Source organism: Anabaenopsis sp. NIES-4685 (genome assembly GCF_059725405.1).
The window spans coordinates 322612-340285 of record NZ_AP043602.1; the positions used below are offsets into that span (position 1 = coordinate 322612).

Genomic DNA, 17674 nt, shown 5'->3' on the forward strand with positions numbered 1-17674 from the left:
CCACTAGTACGGCACGGCGGAAACAGAAACATTTTTCCAGACAGTTCAAAAGACTAGAATGTGACCTTTGACTTCCGCCCAGCAGCGCTAGCCACTTGTTTTTTCTGTGTGCTCTACCAGGTCTTCACCGAGGAGAACCAGCACGAGGAGCATCAGCAGGTAGGTCATGAGGTTCCATGACACCATTGGGTAAGTAAGCCAGTTCGCGCAGTGGGGTCACCATTGGGTCGTTTGTGACTTTATAAGGCAGACGACCTAATGCTACGTTGTCATAGTTTAATTCATGGCGATCATAAGTGGATAGCTCATACTCTTCTGTCATCGATAGACAGTTAGTCGGGCAATATTCGACACAGTTACCACAGAAGATACAAACTCCAAAGTCAATGCTGTAGTGTTTGAGCTTTTTCTTTTTGTTGGCTTTCTCAAATTCCCAATCTACTACAGGTAGGTTGATGGGACAAACCCTCACACAGACTTCGCAGGCGATACATTTATCAAACTCAAAGTGAATCCGTCCCCGAAATCGTTCGCCAGGAATTAGTTTCTCGTACGGGTACTGTACTGTAACTGGTCGCCGTTGCATATGGTCGAAAGTTACAGCTAAACCTTGACCAATGTAACGTCCAGCTTGTACTGCTTCTTTGGCGTAATCACCAACTTGTTTGAGGAACTTTAGCATTTTTAGTGTTTTTCTCCCTATGAGTCAATTCACCGATTTAGGCTTTAGGCCTTATCTTTAGGTAAAACTTATTAGCCTGAATTTATCCCCCAAAGGCAAAGGGAAAGGCAAGTTTTAGTGCTGCAGTTACTAGAAGATTAACTAAAGCAAGTGGTAACAAAAACTTCCATCCTAAATCTAGCAATTGGTCAATCCTCACGCGGGGTACTGTCCAACGCAATAAGATGGCGATAAAGACTAACAGATAGGCTTTGATTAGGGTCATGATGATACCCAAAGAAGCAGTGACCACCTGCAATACTGGATTGAGTTCACTCACTCCCAGCCAGTTGGCTATCACACTCACCGGAATGGGAAAGTCCCAACCACCTAGGTATAAAACTGACACTAGTAGAGCAGAAAGCACTAGGTTGACATAGGAGCTAAGGTAAAACAGAGCGAATTTCATGCCAGAGTATTCGGTCTGATAACCAGCTACGATTTCTTCTTCTGCTTCTGGTAGGTCAAAGGGTAAGCGTTCGCATTCAGCCAGGGCTGCTATCCAAAAAATTAGTAACCCCACGGGTTGACGCCAAATGTTCCAGCCGAGAATACCATAGCCAGATTGCTGATTAACAATATCAATGGTGCTAAGACTGTTAGACATCATGACTACGGCTAGCACGCTCAAGGATAGCGGAATTTCGTAGCTAATAGATTGGGCGGCCGCCCGCAAACCACCGAGTAAGGAATACTTATTATTGGATGCGTAACCAGCCATTAATAACCCAATGGGGGCAATGCTAGAAAAGGCAATCCACAAGAATATTCCCATGCCTACATTGGTAATCACAATATTCTGTCCAAAGGGGACAATTAAGTAGGACAGAAATACTGGTAGGACAACTAGGATGGGTCCGATGGTAAATAGCCACGGGTCAGCTTTGGCTGGGACAACATCTTCTTTAAATACCAGCTTGACACCATCGGCTACTGGCGCTAGTAAGCCAAAAGGGCCAATAAATTCTGGACCTATGCGCTGCTGTACTGATGCCGAAATTTTCCGTTCTAGCCAAACACAGACTAGTACGCCCACTGTTGCGCCAATGAGCATTAGTATCATGGGTAAGGGCATCCAAATGGCTTTGGCTGTCCCTGCTGGTATCCCTAAATCCATCAAGGATTTAATAAACGTTCCTTGGAGGTCAATTCCTGAATTCATTTTTGGTGCTCTTTTAAGTCAACTACAGTATGAATTGTGAAGTTATGAAGTATAAATTTCGGACTATGGCTACGCCACCCAAGCCATCATCCTTGATTACACACCTACTTCATTCAACATCACTGGGCTTTGCCAAGGTCAGGGGCGGGCAAGATGCCCGCACTACAAAAGGCTTACACAGATCATCGCCGTTGGAGACTTGCCCACCAAGTGTGTGGCTTTTATTGGGCTGCTATGGGCTAGTCAACTCTTAGTTGAAGCTATCCCAAGCCTCATCCCCATAGCTTAGGTAAGGTAGTTGACCCTTTTATGCTTTGATGAGGTCGCGGGAATGAATTCCCATGCCTAGTATATCGTCGGATGGTTTTCAGCCCTCGAAGCTATACAAGAACTTCTACTTATGGTCAGGATTGGGATTTCTTTTGGGGAGATGGGGTAGTGCATGAACAATTCTGTTTCTACACCTCCCTTATCCCTTTACCCTGCCCTTGTAAAGCTCAGACATTACCTCCGCTGAGTTGATCTCAACGGTGACCCAGTTGATTGGGGCATTAGTATGACTAACGATCAAACCGCCCGTTAACGTTGCTCTATGGGGATGTAATTAACCCCATGCTCACCGTTATAAATCTGGCTAGGTCGGAATATCCGGTTTTCTGCCAGTTGTTCTTTCCAGTGGGCTAGCCAACCTGCAACCCGGGCGATCGCAAATATTGGTGTAAATAAGTCTGTGGGAATCCCCATTTTCCTGTAGACCAAACCAGAATAAAAGTCAACATTAGGATACACTCCTTTACCCCCGAGTTTTTCCGCTACTACCTGCTCCATTTCTTGGGCAATGTCATAGTACTTATCATGCCCAAACTTAGCAAACAACTGCTCTGCCAGGTTTTGTAGGACTGTAGCTCGTGGATCTTTGACTTTATAGACACGATGCCCAAAGCCCATAATCTTGGCTTTACGTTGCAGCAGGTCATCTACATAGGGACGCACATTTTCTACCGTACCAATATCTTCCAACATCTGAATCACTTCTTCATTGGCTCCACCGTGTAGGGACCGCCTAGGGTTCCTACAGCACTAGCCACCACGGCGTAAGGGTCAGTTAGGGTTGAAGCTGTTACCCTAGCACTGAAGGTAGAGGCATTCATTGTATGCTCCACATGCAGGATCAAGCAGATGTCAAAAATTTTTGCCGCCAAAGGATCCGGTTCTTTCTCATTGAGCATGTAGAGAAAGTCGGCAGCGTAGTCTAAGTCATCGCGAGGTTTTACGGGGTCATTGCCTTTTCGCATCAACCCAAATGCCGCTACCATTGTGGGAATGGTTGCTAACAAACGCACCACAGAATCCCGAATATAGGCGGGATTATGTAAATCCCGACGTGAATAAAACAAGCCTAGAGCCGCTGCTGAGGCTTGGAGAGCATCCATGGGGTGACCGCTTTCGGGAAAACATTTCATCATGTCACGAATGCGGTACTTGATCCGCCTGTGGGAGCGAATATCATCCTCAAATGTCTTCAATTCGTCTTTACTTGGTAGTTGACCCCAAATCAAAAGATAAGCAGTTTCTAGAAATGAACTTTTTTCTGCTAGTTCCTCGATTCGGATGCCACGATATTCTAGAATTCCCTTTTGCCCATCAACATGACTTATACTTGATTGGGCAGCCGGAATGCCTTCTAAACCAGGCTTGTATTCGCACACCATCATGGCAACACCATTTGCTTTTTGAAATATCTGATCAAGCCAACTTACCAGAAATTATTTTCACCATAACAGCAGTCAATGTCACAACATTTTGGGTAAAAATGTTGAAAGGCTGTTACAGCAGGTACTTGGGCGATGCTAGCCAAAACATTTGACTACGACCCACAGGTGAACCTATTTCTGGTAGCTTTATCCCGATCATACCTGCTTTTTTCAAGACTAAACTGTGTTTGACTTCCCCCCAAAGCATAATTTCTGCCCAATTGCTTAAACAAGGCTCATGGCCTACTAAGGCAATTTGGCTATTTTGGGCATAATTTTTTGGTTCTAACCACTCATTTAGCCAGCCTTCCATATTACCATTAGGGGCAACATAAATAGATTCCTCTAGTTGGGTACTTAGTCCAGCGGTTATGAGAATTTCTGCTGTCTGGTACGCTCTTACTAAGGGACTGGTGAGAATCACGTCAAACTGCAAACCCATCTGTTTAATTCTTTGGGCTACTTTCTCGGTTTTTTGTCTTCCTGCTTTAGTCAGCCTTCGCTCTTCATCTTGAATGTCTGGTTGCTTCTCTTGAGCGATACCATGACGAATTAAGTATATTTCCATGTTATTATCACTACTATTATAATAAGAGCCTGAATAAATCTATCCGTAGGGCTTTGGCATTACTCCTCGCAATGACAGCAGTCGCAGCCAATCCCTATACTATATTTTCCTAGGTTTTTTTCGTAAATATTACTTATGGATAGTGTATGAATTATAATTTCACACTGATTTAATGGGGTCGTCTTGAGGATTAACTAACTTGAGTAGTTTTTGCTTGATTTGAGAATCATATACTTCCCATTTCATTTTGGCATAGGTGGAATTTTCGTTACTACCAGACAGAAAACCCATGGGAATTTCAAAACCGCCTGCTCCTGTACGTCCGCCACCAAAAAATCGTCCTGTGCTATCTTGTCCAAAGGCTTCCTTGATAAATTCATCAGGGTCAAGGGTGAGTTTAGCAGTTCTGAGGGAACCAATAACTACTTCTACCTCGTTTTCGTCGTGAACAATACCGTAAACTACTGCGGTATGAACGTTTTCCTCAGTCACCAGAAAATCAGCGGCTTGGGGAATCGCATCCCGGTCTTCGTAGCGAAGATAACCAACCCCAGCAATGGAAAAGTTATTCTGAACAATGCGGTTTTTCAGCGATCGCTCAATCACATCCATTACCCGCTTAGAACGATTTGCCTGTAAAATAGCATTCAGCAATTGAGCATCATAAAACCGACTCAGATATGCTGCTGCCATGAAATCTTCTTCTTGGGCTTGCATCAGCCGATTAGTATCCGACCGTAAACCATGCATCAATGCTGTAGCACATTTAACGTGTTGGCTGATGCTGCTATCTAAAGAGAGTAAACCGGATTGCAGATACTGAGTAAAAATTGTCGATGTGGCTCGCACATTAGGACGAATATCAACAAACTCTGACTTGTGTTCCGCCTGTAAGGTGTGATGGTCAATGACTGCTATTACGGGAATTTCCGCCTGTTGTACGGCGGTCATCAGTTGACTTGTAGTTCCCTGATTATCAATCAAAATACAACCCTGATAAGATGACAAGTCTTTGCTTTTGAGGACTTGTGATGTCCACCTTTGGGCAGGTAATCCAGTTAGTTTAACCAAGGCAATATTTTCTTGATGACTCAGCGTACCAGCATAAATGATTTCACATTTTATATCATACTGCTGAACAATTAACTGGTAAGTCCAAGCACAAGAGAGAGCATCAGGGTCGGGGAAATCCTGTAGAATTACCAGATGACGCTCATGTCGGTGTGCAAAGAGGATCTTTTGCAACTCTTCAGATTTCTGAAAAGCCAAGGAATTTCCCCTTTGACCTAAATATCTATCTTGTTTTCCTTCGTCATGGGATGATGCCAAGGATGGCTTGGTGTGTGAAACTTCAAATGGTTCTTTACCTCTATGAGTAGCATCCTCTAGGCTAGGTTCTGTGGTCAATAAAAAACTTTCTGATTGCTGCGGGGCAGAATTTAATTGCATAGGGGACATTTTGATAAGTGCGAGCCTCCATTGACTTGTAAAGAAATAATACAATCAACACTCAACTGATTTCGAGACACATTCTAATATTCGCAAAAATATAGCTTGGTTGACATACTTATCTGGATGTATTTTCTGTGAATCAAATTAGTCAATAATCTGCCAAAATCACCCAAGTTCCCCCTGGTTATTTTTGATAATTTTCAATAATAGTTTCAACTAAACTTTTTATGTGATTTCAACTAATATAAGTATTTTGCATATTTTTATACTGTGGGGGGAGATTTCCACCTGACTCAGTTATTTTACAATATTCTGAGGTACTATAGACACCCTAATCTATAGTTGATTAGACACTCCGCCCAGTGAAGTGAAGGGGATTCTTGCTTTATCTGTCGTCCTTAGAGCTAGTCCTAAGCTGACTATTTTATAGACAAAACTATACTTATGTTAACAAGCATTGACATAAGTGAGTTAAGAACATCGCCCACTTGATATATAATCCTACGATATCAAGTATTGAATTAAGACTATTGCCAACGCGAAAACCAAGCAATGATAGCGGTAGTCTTTCTTGTAAATCTTAAGAGAAATATCGCGTCTGGCTAAGGCGTGCAAGTCTACTAAGGGATAACCGCTCCCATGCTCCCGTTGAAGTAGAAAGTAAAGTCTAGCTTTGTCTAGGTTTTATATAGCAGACTAAATACTAGCACCAAACCTCCGGGTCTGGATAGCTCCACAAGCTGACAACGACTGTGCTAAGGGGTCCTAGGGTAGATTTAACGAAACTCCTGCTGAGACTCCCATATTTGTACAAGATTTATGATTTTTGCTACCAGGGTTCTGGCTGTTGGCTCTCTCCACTTGACTTAGTACGCCCGGGTATGAGTATACCACGCAAGCTATGACAAATATGATTCATTATTAACGGGCATATTAGTAAACCGGCTCCTAGGGTTTTTATATGTGCGCTTTACCGCTATGAAAATACTTTAGCATTTTCATACCCAATAAATTTGGGAATGCGCCTATCTCCCCCGATTAGAAACCGGTCGCTCAATAGAACATTATATTTGCCATCATGTTCTATTAGATGTCGCCAAACATCCTCTCGTATGGGGACAGAAGACCTCCCTCTGATGCCGCAGGAGAATTTTACACCCGCAACAGGTGATAATTCCTTTAGGTGTTACGAATCATTACCGGATCGTCAAAGACCAATCACATATTTTTGCCACTCATTATGCAGTCCGCTGTTGAGGTGTTTAGTGACCTCAAAATAAAGGCTACTATAGGGCTGGCGTGGGGGATGACGCAAAGGCATATGGGCTTCGTAGGGTGTACGGTTACCTTTTTTGACGTTGCAACGGACACAAGCAGTAACAATATTTTCCCAGGTATCACCTCCGCCGCGCGATCGCGGTATGACATGATCTAGTGTCAAATCATCGCCGACATAGCCGCAGTATTGACAAGAGTGGCTGTCACGGTGCAAAATATTTCGACGAGTGAGAGGAATTTCCTTGTAGGGCACGCGCACATAATGACGCAGCCTAATTACGGTGGGCAACGGAAAATCTGTATACAGAAATTTACCGTTATGCTCAACGCGTTCTGCCTTGCCTTTAATTAACAGAATCACAGCGCGACGCCAGCTCGTGATATTGAGCGGTTCGTAAGAGGCGTTTAGGACTAAAACCTTCCCCATTGGTTAACGCTCGAGGTATTAGTTTCATGTATATTAACACAAATATACTCTTATTGGGAGATGAGAATAATTTATACGTTCATAACTGCTGGCTGTAAATGAGGTAGAGTTAATTCATGAAATACCCACGGCAATCAAAGAGATATTGGCGGGTTGACTTGAGATGCAATATGGGTTATCATGAATACGATGAGGAAGAACTATTCTTAAATAAATTAAATAAATTGCTGTTGATAACCTGATAATAACTCCCGGAACAAGGGTGAAGTTTACTGATTCAATTGATATAGCCTTAAGGGTGGCAAACCAGAATAATCAGATAACTTGGCCAGTGTGCAGTGCTGTGATAGGAGTTAAGTGCAATGTTAAGTCGCAGAGAAACGCCTAGTTTTGCGGATAGTCAGGAGCGTGATACATATGCTTGGTTCTCGCAAAGGGCTTGGGTGGAAATTGATTTAGGGGCGTTATCCCACAATGTGGGGCAGTTAGTAAACTTTATATTGCCACGTACCCAGTTGATGGCTGTGGTCAAGGCTGATGCTTATGGACATGGAGCGGTCACAGTGGCTCAAACAGCACTGCAATCAGGAGCCAGTTGGTTGGGAGTCGCTACAGTTCCAGAAGGTATTCAACTCAGGGAAGGTGGCATAAAAGCGCCGATTTTGATTTTGGGCGCAGCCCACACACCAGAGCAAATTCGGGCCATCGCCCACTGGAAACTACAGCCAACTCTGTGCAGTCCCAAACACGCTCTGATTTTTTCCAATATCTTAGAAACCATTAATGATACTTCTCCTTTACCCGTACACATTAAGTTAGATACGGGAATGTCTCGGTTGGGAACTGACTGGAAAGAATCCGTTGAGTTTGTGCAGTTAGTACAGAATTTACCTCATCTTGAGATTGCCAGCATTTATTCCCACTTGGCAACGGCAGATCATGCTGACACTACCTTCATGGAAGAGCAGCATAGACGATTTGAGCAGGCGATCGCCCAAATCAAAAAAATGGGAATCAATCCACATTGCTTGCATTTAGCTAACTCAGCCGCCACGCTAACCAATCCTGCCCTACATTACGACATTGTCCGCGCCGGTTTAGCCATCTACGGACTTTATCCAGCTCCTCATTTAAAAAATACGATTAACCTCCAGCCTGTTCTGCAACTGAAGGCGCGAGTTACTCAGGTCAAAACAATTAGCGCCGGTACTGGGGTTAGTTATGGTCAACACTTTATCGCTCCCCACGAACTCCGGTTGGCCGTGGTTGGTATTGGTTACGCTGATGGAGTCCCCCGTAATCTTTCCCAAAAAATCCAGGTTTTAATTCGCGGCCAGCGCGTGCCACAAATCGGGGTGATTACAATGGATCAGTTGATGCTTGATGTCAGCACCATCCCAGACTTACAAGCCGGGGAAATAGTAACCCTACTCGGCGAACAAGGAGGAGAAACCATTTCAGCTAACGATTGGGCGGAAAAATTAAACACTATTTCTTGGGAAATTCTTTGCGGCTTTAAGCATCGCTTGCCTCGTGTGGCGGTCATGTAGGAAAATTGGGCATGAGGAAAATATTTTTTTATTTCCTCTGTCCATAAGAGATTTTTTGTGCTACGATGAAAGTCTGATGCGGATGTGGCGGAATTGGCAGACGCGCTAGATTTAGGTTCTAGTTCCGAGAGGAGTGAAGGTTCAAGTCCTTTCATCCGCATTTTAAATGCAGTAATTAAACTCCAGCCATCAATATCTGAGGGTAAGGTCACTAAGTTGATTTCTGGCATTGCCAACATAGTTCTAATTGCCCCTTGCTCCTAAGAGAAACACCATCTATTCTTTGTTTCTCCTAGGTGGCTTGGGCGGCAGCTAACCTGAGTAACTGATAATTTCACTCAGTAGCGCCTATGTTTCATGGGTTGGAAACAGGGGATAGTTTCCCGCCTAGAGCCGTGTGTGATGAAAATGTGCCCTGTTTGACAGTAATTATGCCAGTTAAAAATATTATTTTACCTTGTTTATACTGAAATATAATAGCAGCTTTGATCATGTTATTATGCTGCTATTATATTTAGCTCTTGAAAACCAAAATTAACAATATGGATACCAGCGCAGCTTGAGAAAAATGTGCCAATATGACAACTGATGATCCAGTGGACATTGCATCCAATGGCATTCATCTTACATATTACTCCCAAGGGCATCATACATATAGTTCGATTCAGACAAAGGTGAGGAAATAAAAGTAACATGAACATGACTTCTGTAACTAGCCACCGGGTACCCCAAAAACTACATCCCTTATCTCTGTTAGCACAACTCACAGGCCGCCATACTACTGGTAACTTACGCGTATATACTCAAATGGCTTCTTGGTTAATTAATATAGAGGAGGGTAAACTCACTTACGCATCTTATTCAGACAGACTATTTGAGCGTCTGGATCATCACCTATACCGCTTAAGTCAGAGAGTTCCCACTCTAGACAGTGCCACTCGTGTACAAATCCGGCTGATGTTTGAACCCAAAAATGAAAGTCAGTCTATGCCATATGCAGATTATCAAGCAATTTGCTGGTTGGTACGTCAGGAACTTATCACCCCCAGCCAAGCAGAAACTCTGATATCTCAATTATCCCAAGAAGCCCTAGCAACATTTCTCTCCTTAAAAGCAGGAAATTATCAATTTTCCATTGAGGATGGCTGGGAAAAATTACCAAAATTCTGCCATTTAGATTTGCGGTTACTAGTTGAATACTGTCACAAGCAGTTAGGAAATCAGCTAAATATCGACTCATCAGTTAAGGCTAGTCAAGGTTCCCCGGCTTTACCTCTTAAAAAAACGCCGTCGGAATTTCTCAATAGCCCACAATTCTCTCGGGTAAACAATACTGAAACTGCTGACAACAAGAATCATGACAATTCTCAGACATTTGGGAGAGAAAAGGTATATACAGTTGTTTGTATTGATGATAGTCAAACAATATTGGATTCTATAAAACTTTTTCTGGAAGGTGATACATTTTCAGTGGTGGCAATCAATGATCCATTAAAGGCGTTAATGAAAATTATACGATCTAAACCAGACATAATTTTACTAGATGTAGAGATGCCGAATTTACAAGGTTTTGAATTGTGTTCCCTATTAAGGAGGCATTCAGATCTGAAGAACATCCCCATTGTTATGGTGACGAGTAGAAAAGGATTTATTGACAAAGCCAAGGCAAAAATGGTCAGATCATCTGGGTATTTAACTAAGCCTTTTACACAGCAAGATTTACTCAAAATGTTGTTTAAGCATCTGGAATAGTATATATACGTCCATCTGATCATACTGATCATATCAGTTTTATCTTGAGAAAATTTTAGTATGACTATTATTCTAGTGGGCAAAATACTGCTTGTAGACGATTCACCCAGCGAATTAGAACTAATGAGCCATTATCTCAAAGATAGTGGTTACAATGTCATTCATGCCACTAGTGCCAAAGAAGCGTTAGACAAAGCTGCTTCAGAACAGCTAGACGCAATTGTTACTGATGTAGTCATGCCTGGAATGAGTGGATTTGAGTTATGCCGTTCGTTGAAAAAAAATCCATCCACTCGAAAACTCCCAATAGTTATTTGCAGTTCCAAAAATCTAGAAATTGACCGATTATGGGCAATGAAACAAGGGGCTGATGCCTATGTGACTAAGCCATATACACGCGAACAGTTACTGCGTGCTATTAAATCAGTGACGATGTAATCAAATAATGAATAATTTTAACGGTATTTTTTCTGCCAAAGACAAAGAGAGCAACAAGGGTGATTTGTATCTTAAGTTTAAATTAAATCAACAAACCACTGCTCTTGTGAGCATGAATCACACTCAAGAAGCAGTTATATTACCCGTAGAATCTGTCACTGCAATGCCTAATATGCCGCCTTGTGTATTAGGCTTGATGAATTGGCGCAGTCACATAATTTGGGTAATCGACTTGCCAATAATGCTCAATTTAGAATCTATAAATATCAGGCTTCGGCAATACAATGTCATCCTAATTAATGTAAAATCTGTAGTTTTAGGTTTAGTTGTACGAGAGATAACAGGTATAAGTAACTTGATCTCTGATGACATTCAGTCTCCCTCTGGAAAAGTAGCCGCTAGTTTACAGCCTTATGTGCGAGGCATTGTTCAGAAACCAGAAATGTGGCTGGTGTTGGATGCATCGAGTATTGTGGATTCCCCGATTCTTTGCAGTGATCATGTGTAAATACAGAAAAACATTTGATATTTATTTATCACCCCCATTATAGCGAATAAAACTATCTTTAACAAAACCGCTATGAGTCAAATTAGTAATCCTCAAAATCCAGCATCTTCCATTTCACCCACAGAAATTACCGATGGTCATGTAAAAGACTCAAACAGGCATCATGCAACAGTTAATCATGTTATACAGGGACATTTACAACGAGGCACTCTGTTGATGAAAAAGACGATTTTAGCCATCGCTATCACCAGTATACAAACAATAGGGATAGGTGCGATCGCTTATTTTGCTTTTCAATCGGTGCACAAACTTGATCAGGCCGCTACAAGGTCAACACACAAAGTCAACACCTTAAATTTGGTTACATATGAAGATATTCAAATGCTGACGGTATTCAGAAATACCATAGCAAATAATGACAGAATTGCCATAGTCAATGGTCAAGGTGACTTGATTCGCCAATCCCAAGACGAACAGCCGAAGCATAGTATTTCAAGACAATTGCAAGAAATCATAGGCAGCCCCATACTACTAACAGGATTGATAGTATTAATAGCAGTGGTAATGATAGTTTGGTTAGCGAGCTATACCACACGGCAAATTTTAAATGCATCTGGGGAATTATCAAAACTTGGTAAAGTTGAAATCGAAGCTCCTGGAGACAGATACAGCCAAGATGATTTACGAATCATCCACGCAAATATTCATCAACTAGCCCTACAATTAGAGGTTTTAACTAGAGAAAAGACCATTCAAAAAACCAGCAAGACTGAAGAACAAGGTGCTAACGAAACACTGCAAATACAACTTTTAGAACTAATCAATCAAGTAGAAAGTGCCGCTGGCGGTGACCTAACAGTACGTGCCGAGGTGACAACGGGAGCAATTGGCACTATCGCCGACTTTTTCAACTCTATTATCGAAAACCTCCGGGACATTGTTACTCAGGTAAAAGAAGCAGCCACCCAAGTAAATGTGTCCATTGGTACTAACGACGCAGCAATTCGCCAACTCGCAGCAGCAGCACTCACCCAATCCGCCGAAATCAGCTGCGCCCTGGATGCTGTTGACCAAATGACTGTTTCTATGAAAAGCGTAGCGGAAAACGCTCAAAAAGCTGCTGTTGTTGCCCACAATGCTGCTAAAAATGCCATCAAGAGTGGAGAAGCAATGGATTTAACAGTGCAAAATATCCTGAGTTTAAAGGAAACAGTTGGCGATACTACTAAGAAAGTTCAACGGTTAGGGGATTCTTCGCAACAAATTTCCCGCGTGGTGTCCTTAATTAACCAAATTGCCACCCAAACTAATTTACGCGCTATCAATGCAGGTATTGAAGCAGCCCGAGCGGGTGAGGAAGGACAAGGTTTTGCTGTAGTAGCCGAAGAAATAGGAGAATTAGCCATCCGTAGCGCCACAGCCACCCAAGAAATTGAGCAAATTATCGAGAATATCCAGCGGGAAACTTCCGCAGTGGTGCAGTCAATGGAAATAGGAACTTCCCAAGTAGTGGAAAGTACAAAAATGGTGGCCGCCGCCAAGGAAAATCTGGGTCAGATTTTGGATGTATCGGGGCAAATAGATGCTTTGGTACAGTCAATTTGTAATGCCACTACATCCCAGTTACAAACCTCCCAAGAGGTCAGCCAGTTAATGCAACAAGTGGCTTCTATTTCCCAACGTACCCGTGATTCTTCTGGTGTGGTTTCCCAATCTTTGCAAAAAACTGTGGAGATTTCCCAGCAATTGCAAGACGCAGTGGCAACTTTCAAGGTGCTGTGAATTTTGTCTCGGGGAATTCCATAAATTTTTGAAAGGAACCCTGTTACCTATAGTTTTACAATACGGGTAACTGGCAAAAGAATCATGCGTGTTCAAGTTGTGGTTATACCACTCATAGGGATGTTGCAGCCGCTCAAGTAGTTCTTATTAGGGGGCTTGCAGCCCTAGGGCATACGGTGAAGATGCTTGGTGTTAGCGGAGCGGCGCGTTAGCGCGGGTAAATTCATGAGAATACCCGCAAAGCAAGAATCCCCAGGCTTCTAGCCGTGGGGAGTGTCAAAGTACCACAGTTAAACTGCTGCAAGATTCAACTATTAAGGCCAACTGGAAAGCAATCTGACTTCGTGAGTGTATTTGTGAGCAAATGTTAGCGAAAAGGTATCGGTCATGATCACAGTCATGGGAAATAAAACTATTTTTTGTTTTGATAGTAAATTTGTCACATATGAAAGCGAGATATTTTTTTTCAATCTTTTTGCTTACAAAAGTACAGAATTGAAAACGCTCTCTTTCCCGCCGAGATGGAAGGATTTCGGAGATGAACATCAAAACTGCCTTGTGCATATTCGGGATGCTCCTTATTATAGATAAGAGTGGCTATATTTGTCTTCAAGATTGGAACAGAACATAAAGAATATGTCAAAGGATAAAGAACTGGAAATCCAGATGCAGTTTCTCGAAGAAGCAAGAGATTATCTTAATACCCTAGAAGCAGTGTTGCTGGAAATGGACACCAGTAAGCGCATCAACTTGGAGAGAATTAACGCTGCACTTCGAGCAGCCCATTCAATCAAAGGGGGGGCTGGAATGATGGGATATCGGACTCTTAGTGATTTAGCCCACCGTCTAGAGGATTCTTTTAAAGTCCTAAAAACCCGTAAAAATTCCCGTGATGTTGACCCTCACGCACAAAATTTACTACTCTCAGCAGTTGACTGGCTCAGGCAAATCATAGAATCCTTATCACAAGGAAATGAGATAGAACAGCAGTGGTTAGATAGTTTTTGTTATCCAGTATTTAAGGAACTGCGAGATCACCTGGGCGAACCCTCTCCTGAAGATGCTGCCACCATGTTATCACCCGAAGATGGGCAAGATATTATCCCGATGCTGTTTCAAACTGAAGTGGAAGGATGTTTGCAGCGTCTGGAGTCTGTATTGGCAGACATCTCTCAGCCTTGCTTACAAGAGGAAGTGGCTATCATGGCGGCTGAATTGGGCGGTTTGGGAGAAATGCTACAATTGCCAGCCTTTACGAGTCTTTGTGAATCGATAGCGCATCATATCAGCACTGTCACCAGAGAGCGCATTCCCGAAGTTGTCCAGTTAGCTTTGCAAGCATGGCGGCGATCGCAAGCTTTGGTATTGACAAATCAAGCGGAGATTTTACCCACTGAGATATATCTGAAGGAGGTAAATATTTATATAGCTGAAGAAGTACAGACAACAGCAGAAGCAATACCAACAAAAAATACAATATCTTCCTCTGAAATTACTACCGTAGCCGATAAATATATTACCCATACAGAGGATCTAAATAAAGACTGGGAACCCAGAGAAAATACTGTGCGCGTTCCTATTCAACAACTGGATCAAATTCATGATTTATTTGCGGAACTTACTGTCCAGCGTAATGGGTTAAATTTCCAACTGCAAAAACTCCGTAAACTCGTGGGAAGTTTGCATCAGCGAGTCCAAACTCTAGAGCGAGAAAACTATGAACTGCGGACAACATATGAGAAAATCGCCCATCCATCTGTGAACACAAACCCAGTGCGATCGCTCGGAGAATATCAGCTAGGATATATAAAAAAATTCCCTACATTAGAAATGGATCGCCAAGACGAGATTAACCGGCGATCGCATGAAATTATAGAAAGTATTGTGGAGCTACAAGAAGTCACAACTGATATTCAATTAAGCGTTGATGATACAGATCAAATTTCTCGCAAACTTAACCAAACATCCAAACAATTAGGGAGAAAAATTAATCATATTCGGATGCGTCCCTTCTCCGATTTAGTGGAGCGTTTTCCCAGAGCATTGCATGCTCTTAATGTCGAGTATGGTAAAAATGTCAAACTAAAAATTGAAGGTAGAGATACATTAATTGAACGTAGCATTTTAGAGGCCTTAAATGAGCCAATTATGCACTTATTAAGAAATGCCTTTGATCATGGTATCGAAGATCCGGCAACTCGTCGGGCTTTAGGTAAACCAGAACAGGGATTAATTGAAATTACAGCTAGCCATCGCAGTAATCGCATAATTGTTACCATGCGTGATGATGGTCGGGGTATTTCTTTAGAAAACCTTCGCTCTCGCGCGGTAGCAATGGGATTAGATGCTACTTTACTAGCTAATGCCAGCGACGAGGAAATATTATCGCTAATTTTTGAACCAGGCTTTACCACTTCCGACCAAGTCACCGCCTTATCTGGTCGTGGTGTTGGCATGGATATAGTACGTAATAACCTTAAATCACTGCGAGGAGAAATTAGAGTTGATACCAACCTAGGAGTAGGTACTACCTTTACTCTGACAGTACCATTGGCACTATCCGTAGCCAGAGTTCTCGTGGTAGAAAGCAATAAAATCTTATTGGCATTTCCCACAGAAATCGTTGCCGAAATATTTCTACTGCAAAAAGAGCAAGTATTCTCAATAGCAGGGAGCGCCTTTCTCAGTTGGCAAGGAAACACCCTACCATTGATTAACTTGAGTCGCTATTTTCAATTTAATTGTCCACGCTACAATAACCCTGAACTGGAAACACCCCCAGTGATTAACGCTAACAGCGTCTTAATCCTCAAAGGTAGTCATCAGCCAGTAGCTATCCAAGTAGACCGTTGCTGGGGTGAGCAGGAAGTAGCTATTCGCCAAGTTGAGGGTAATATACCTTTACCAAAAGGCTTGAGTAACTGTGCAATTTTAGGTGATGGACGAGTATTAGTATTAGTTAATACCAACGATTTGCTGGCATGGGTTGCCAGTCACCAGGGGACTCGTAAAAACAATCAATTATCATCAGTCGGTTTAAAAACAGCCTTACCTGTCTTTAATCACCATAAACTACCAGGGAGAATTGATGATCATAAAGGCACAATTTTAATTGTCGATGATTCAATTAATGTTTGTCGCTTCTTAACCATGACTTTGCAAAAAGGAGGTTATCAAGTGGAACAAGCTCAAGATGGTCAAGATGCATTGGAAAAACTTCAAAGTGGCTTAAAAGTTGCTGCGGTGATTTGTGATATTGAAATGCCCCGTCTTGATGGTTATGCTTTCTTAGGTTACATCAAAACAGATATTGAGATGAAAAACATTCCAGTTGTGATGATTTCATCTCACGGCACCAGTCAATATCGAGAATTAGCCATGCAATTAGGCGCTGAGGCTTATTTTCGTAAACCTTATCAAGAGGAAGAATTATTAAACACCCTGGCAGAAATTATTGGGAATGTCACCGAAATGCCAATATCGCCATGATATTGTCAATTATACCCGAATTAATTGCTTAAAAACGAGCAAAATATACAGTAGTTAACAAAATCCCGATACCATATATTTTGCTCTACAGGTAAAATTATATCGCTAAAACACAGAGGATATAAGTCGCAAGTGTTACCAATGCCAACTAAGAACTAAGCCTCGACTTTTACACCTTTCCAGAAAGCGACATAGCCTTGAAAATGTTTAGCCTTCTCCTTCGTACTGGGATAGTACCATGCCGCATCTTTATTGGTTTGTCCATCAACTTCAATGGTGTAGTAGCTAGCAACACCTTTCCAAGGACAAGTAGTGTGGGTGTTACTGTCTTGGAAGTATTCCTGATTAATCGATTCAGAGGGAAAATAATGGTTACCTTCTACCAAAATTGTCTGATCGCTTTGGGCTAACACAGTACCATTCCAAATAGCTTTCGGCATAAGTGACTTGAGTGAATAGATTGTACACTTAACATTTTGACACTCCATCAGCTTGAGCCACAGTAATTCTGCCAAATTCGACCTAATGACTTCACAATTAGACATAAAGTTCATAATTTGTGATGAAAACTAAGATGTTTTACACTTTGTTATTGGCACTGGGTGCTTACTTGCCACAAAAACGTATTAATAATTACAATATCTATTTCATTCCCAGGAATTCAACCCCCCAGAATAAAGAATTCCGAGCTTTTGGTACTGAACCATTTTGGAGTGTCAATGTCAGCCACACTGGAATTGTCTATTCTTTATATCCTTACTCAGCACTTTTGATCCAAGGTGCGCCGACAAGA

General features: G+C 42.1%; 11 protein-coding genes, 1 tRNA gene and 2 pseudogenes. 7 read left to right on the plus strand and 7 right to left on the minus strand.

Annotated elements, in window-relative coordinates:
- Positions 1–124: 124 nt before the first annotated feature.
- The 6 genes and pseudogenes from ndhI to AC6IZ0_RS01475 form a co-directional block, all read right to left on the minus strand.
- Positions 125–682, minus strand: coding sequence for an NAD(P)H-quinone oxidoreductase subunit I (gene ndhI, locus AC6IZ0_RS01450; protein ID WP_271732402.1), 558 nt, complete (start codon positions 680–682; stop codon positions 125–127).
- Between the two features lie 82 nt (positions 683–764).
- Positions 765–1883, minus strand: a complete 1119-nt coding sequence (gene nuoH, locus AC6IZ0_RS01455; RefSeq protein ID WP_271732403.1) for an NADH-quinone oxidoreductase subunit NuoH — start codon at positions 1881–1883, stop codon at positions 765–767.
- 579 nt (positions 1884–2462) lie between these two features.
- Positions 2463–3598 (minus strand): annotated as a pseudogene (locus AC6IZ0_RS01460) (citrate synthase).
- A gap of 112 nt (positions 3599–3710) precedes the next feature.
- Entirely contained in the window at positions 3711–4205 is a 495-nt protein-coding gene (gene sixA / locus AC6IZ0_RS01465; protein ID WP_271732405.1) for a phosphohistidine phosphatase SixA, read from the minus strand.
- A 159-nt stretch (positions 4206–4364) separates the two neighbouring features.
- Complete coding sequence (locus tag AC6IZ0_RS01470; protein ID WP_497724803.1) at positions 4365–5654, minus strand: DHH family phosphoesterase; 1290 nt, start codon at positions 5652–5654, stop codon at positions 4365–4367.
- A 1210-nt stretch (positions 5655–6864) separates the two neighbouring features.
- Positions 6865–7362, minus strand: a complete 498-nt coding sequence (locus AC6IZ0_RS01475; protein ID WP_271732407.1) for an HNH endonuclease — start codon at positions 7360–7362, stop codon at positions 6865–6867.
- Between the two features lie 362 nt (positions 7363–7724).
- On the opposite strand from AC6IZ0_RS01475, the gene alr reads away from it, so the two are divergent.
- The 7 genes and pseudogenes from alr to AC6IZ0_RS01510 all read left to right on the plus strand — a co-directional run bounded on the left by alr (position 7725) and on the right by AC6IZ0_RS01510 (position 16881).
- The gene (alr, locus tag AC6IZ0_RS01480; protein WP_497724805.1) at positions 7725–8912 is read left to right on the plus strand and encodes an alanine racemase; all 1188 of its coding nucleotides are present in this window, start codon (positions 7725–7727) and stop codon (positions 8910–8912) included.
- Between the two features lie 78 nt (positions 8913–8990).
- Positions 8991–9072: transfer RNA gene (locus tag AC6IZ0_RS01485), tRNA-Leu, on the plus strand.
- Positions 9073–9605: 533 nt separating this feature from the next.
- Entirely contained in the window at positions 9606–10664 is a 1059-nt protein-coding gene (locus AC6IZ0_RS01490; protein WP_271732409.1) for a response regulator, read from the plus strand.
- Between the two features lie 60 nt (positions 10665–10724).
- Positions 10725–11102, plus strand: a complete 378-nt coding sequence (locus AC6IZ0_RS01495) for a response regulator (RefSeq protein WP_271732410.1) — start codon at positions 10725–10727, stop codon at positions 11100–11102.
- A 7-nt stretch (positions 11103–11109) separates the two neighbouring features.
- Positions 11110–11610 carry a chemotaxis protein CheW gene (locus AC6IZ0_RS01500; RefSeq protein ID WP_497724807.1) on the plus strand — a complete coding sequence of 167 codons (501 nt, stop codon included), beginning with the start codon at positions 11110–11112 and terminating at the stop codon, positions 11608–11610.
- A gap of 708 nt (positions 11611–12318) precedes the next feature.
- A pseudogene (locus AC6IZ0_RS01505) lies at positions 12319–13392 on the plus strand (methyl-accepting chemotaxis protein); the annotation flags it as partial.
- Positions 13393–14028: 636 nt separating this feature from the next.
- Positions 14029–16881 carry a hybrid sensor histidine kinase/response regulator gene (locus AC6IZ0_RS01510; protein WP_497724808.1) on the plus strand — a complete coding sequence of 951 codons (2853 nt, stop codon included), beginning with the start codon at positions 14029–14031 and terminating at the stop codon, positions 16879–16881.
- Between the two features lie 155 nt (positions 16882–17036).
- Here AC6IZ0_RS01510 and AC6IZ0_RS01515 read toward each other — a convergent pair whose 3' ends face one another.
- Positions 17037–17321, minus strand: a complete 285-nt coding sequence (locus AC6IZ0_RS01515) for a DUF427 domain-containing protein (RefSeq protein WP_271732419.1) — start codon at positions 17319–17321, stop codon at positions 17037–17039.
- Positions 17322–17674 lie beyond the last annotated feature (353 nt).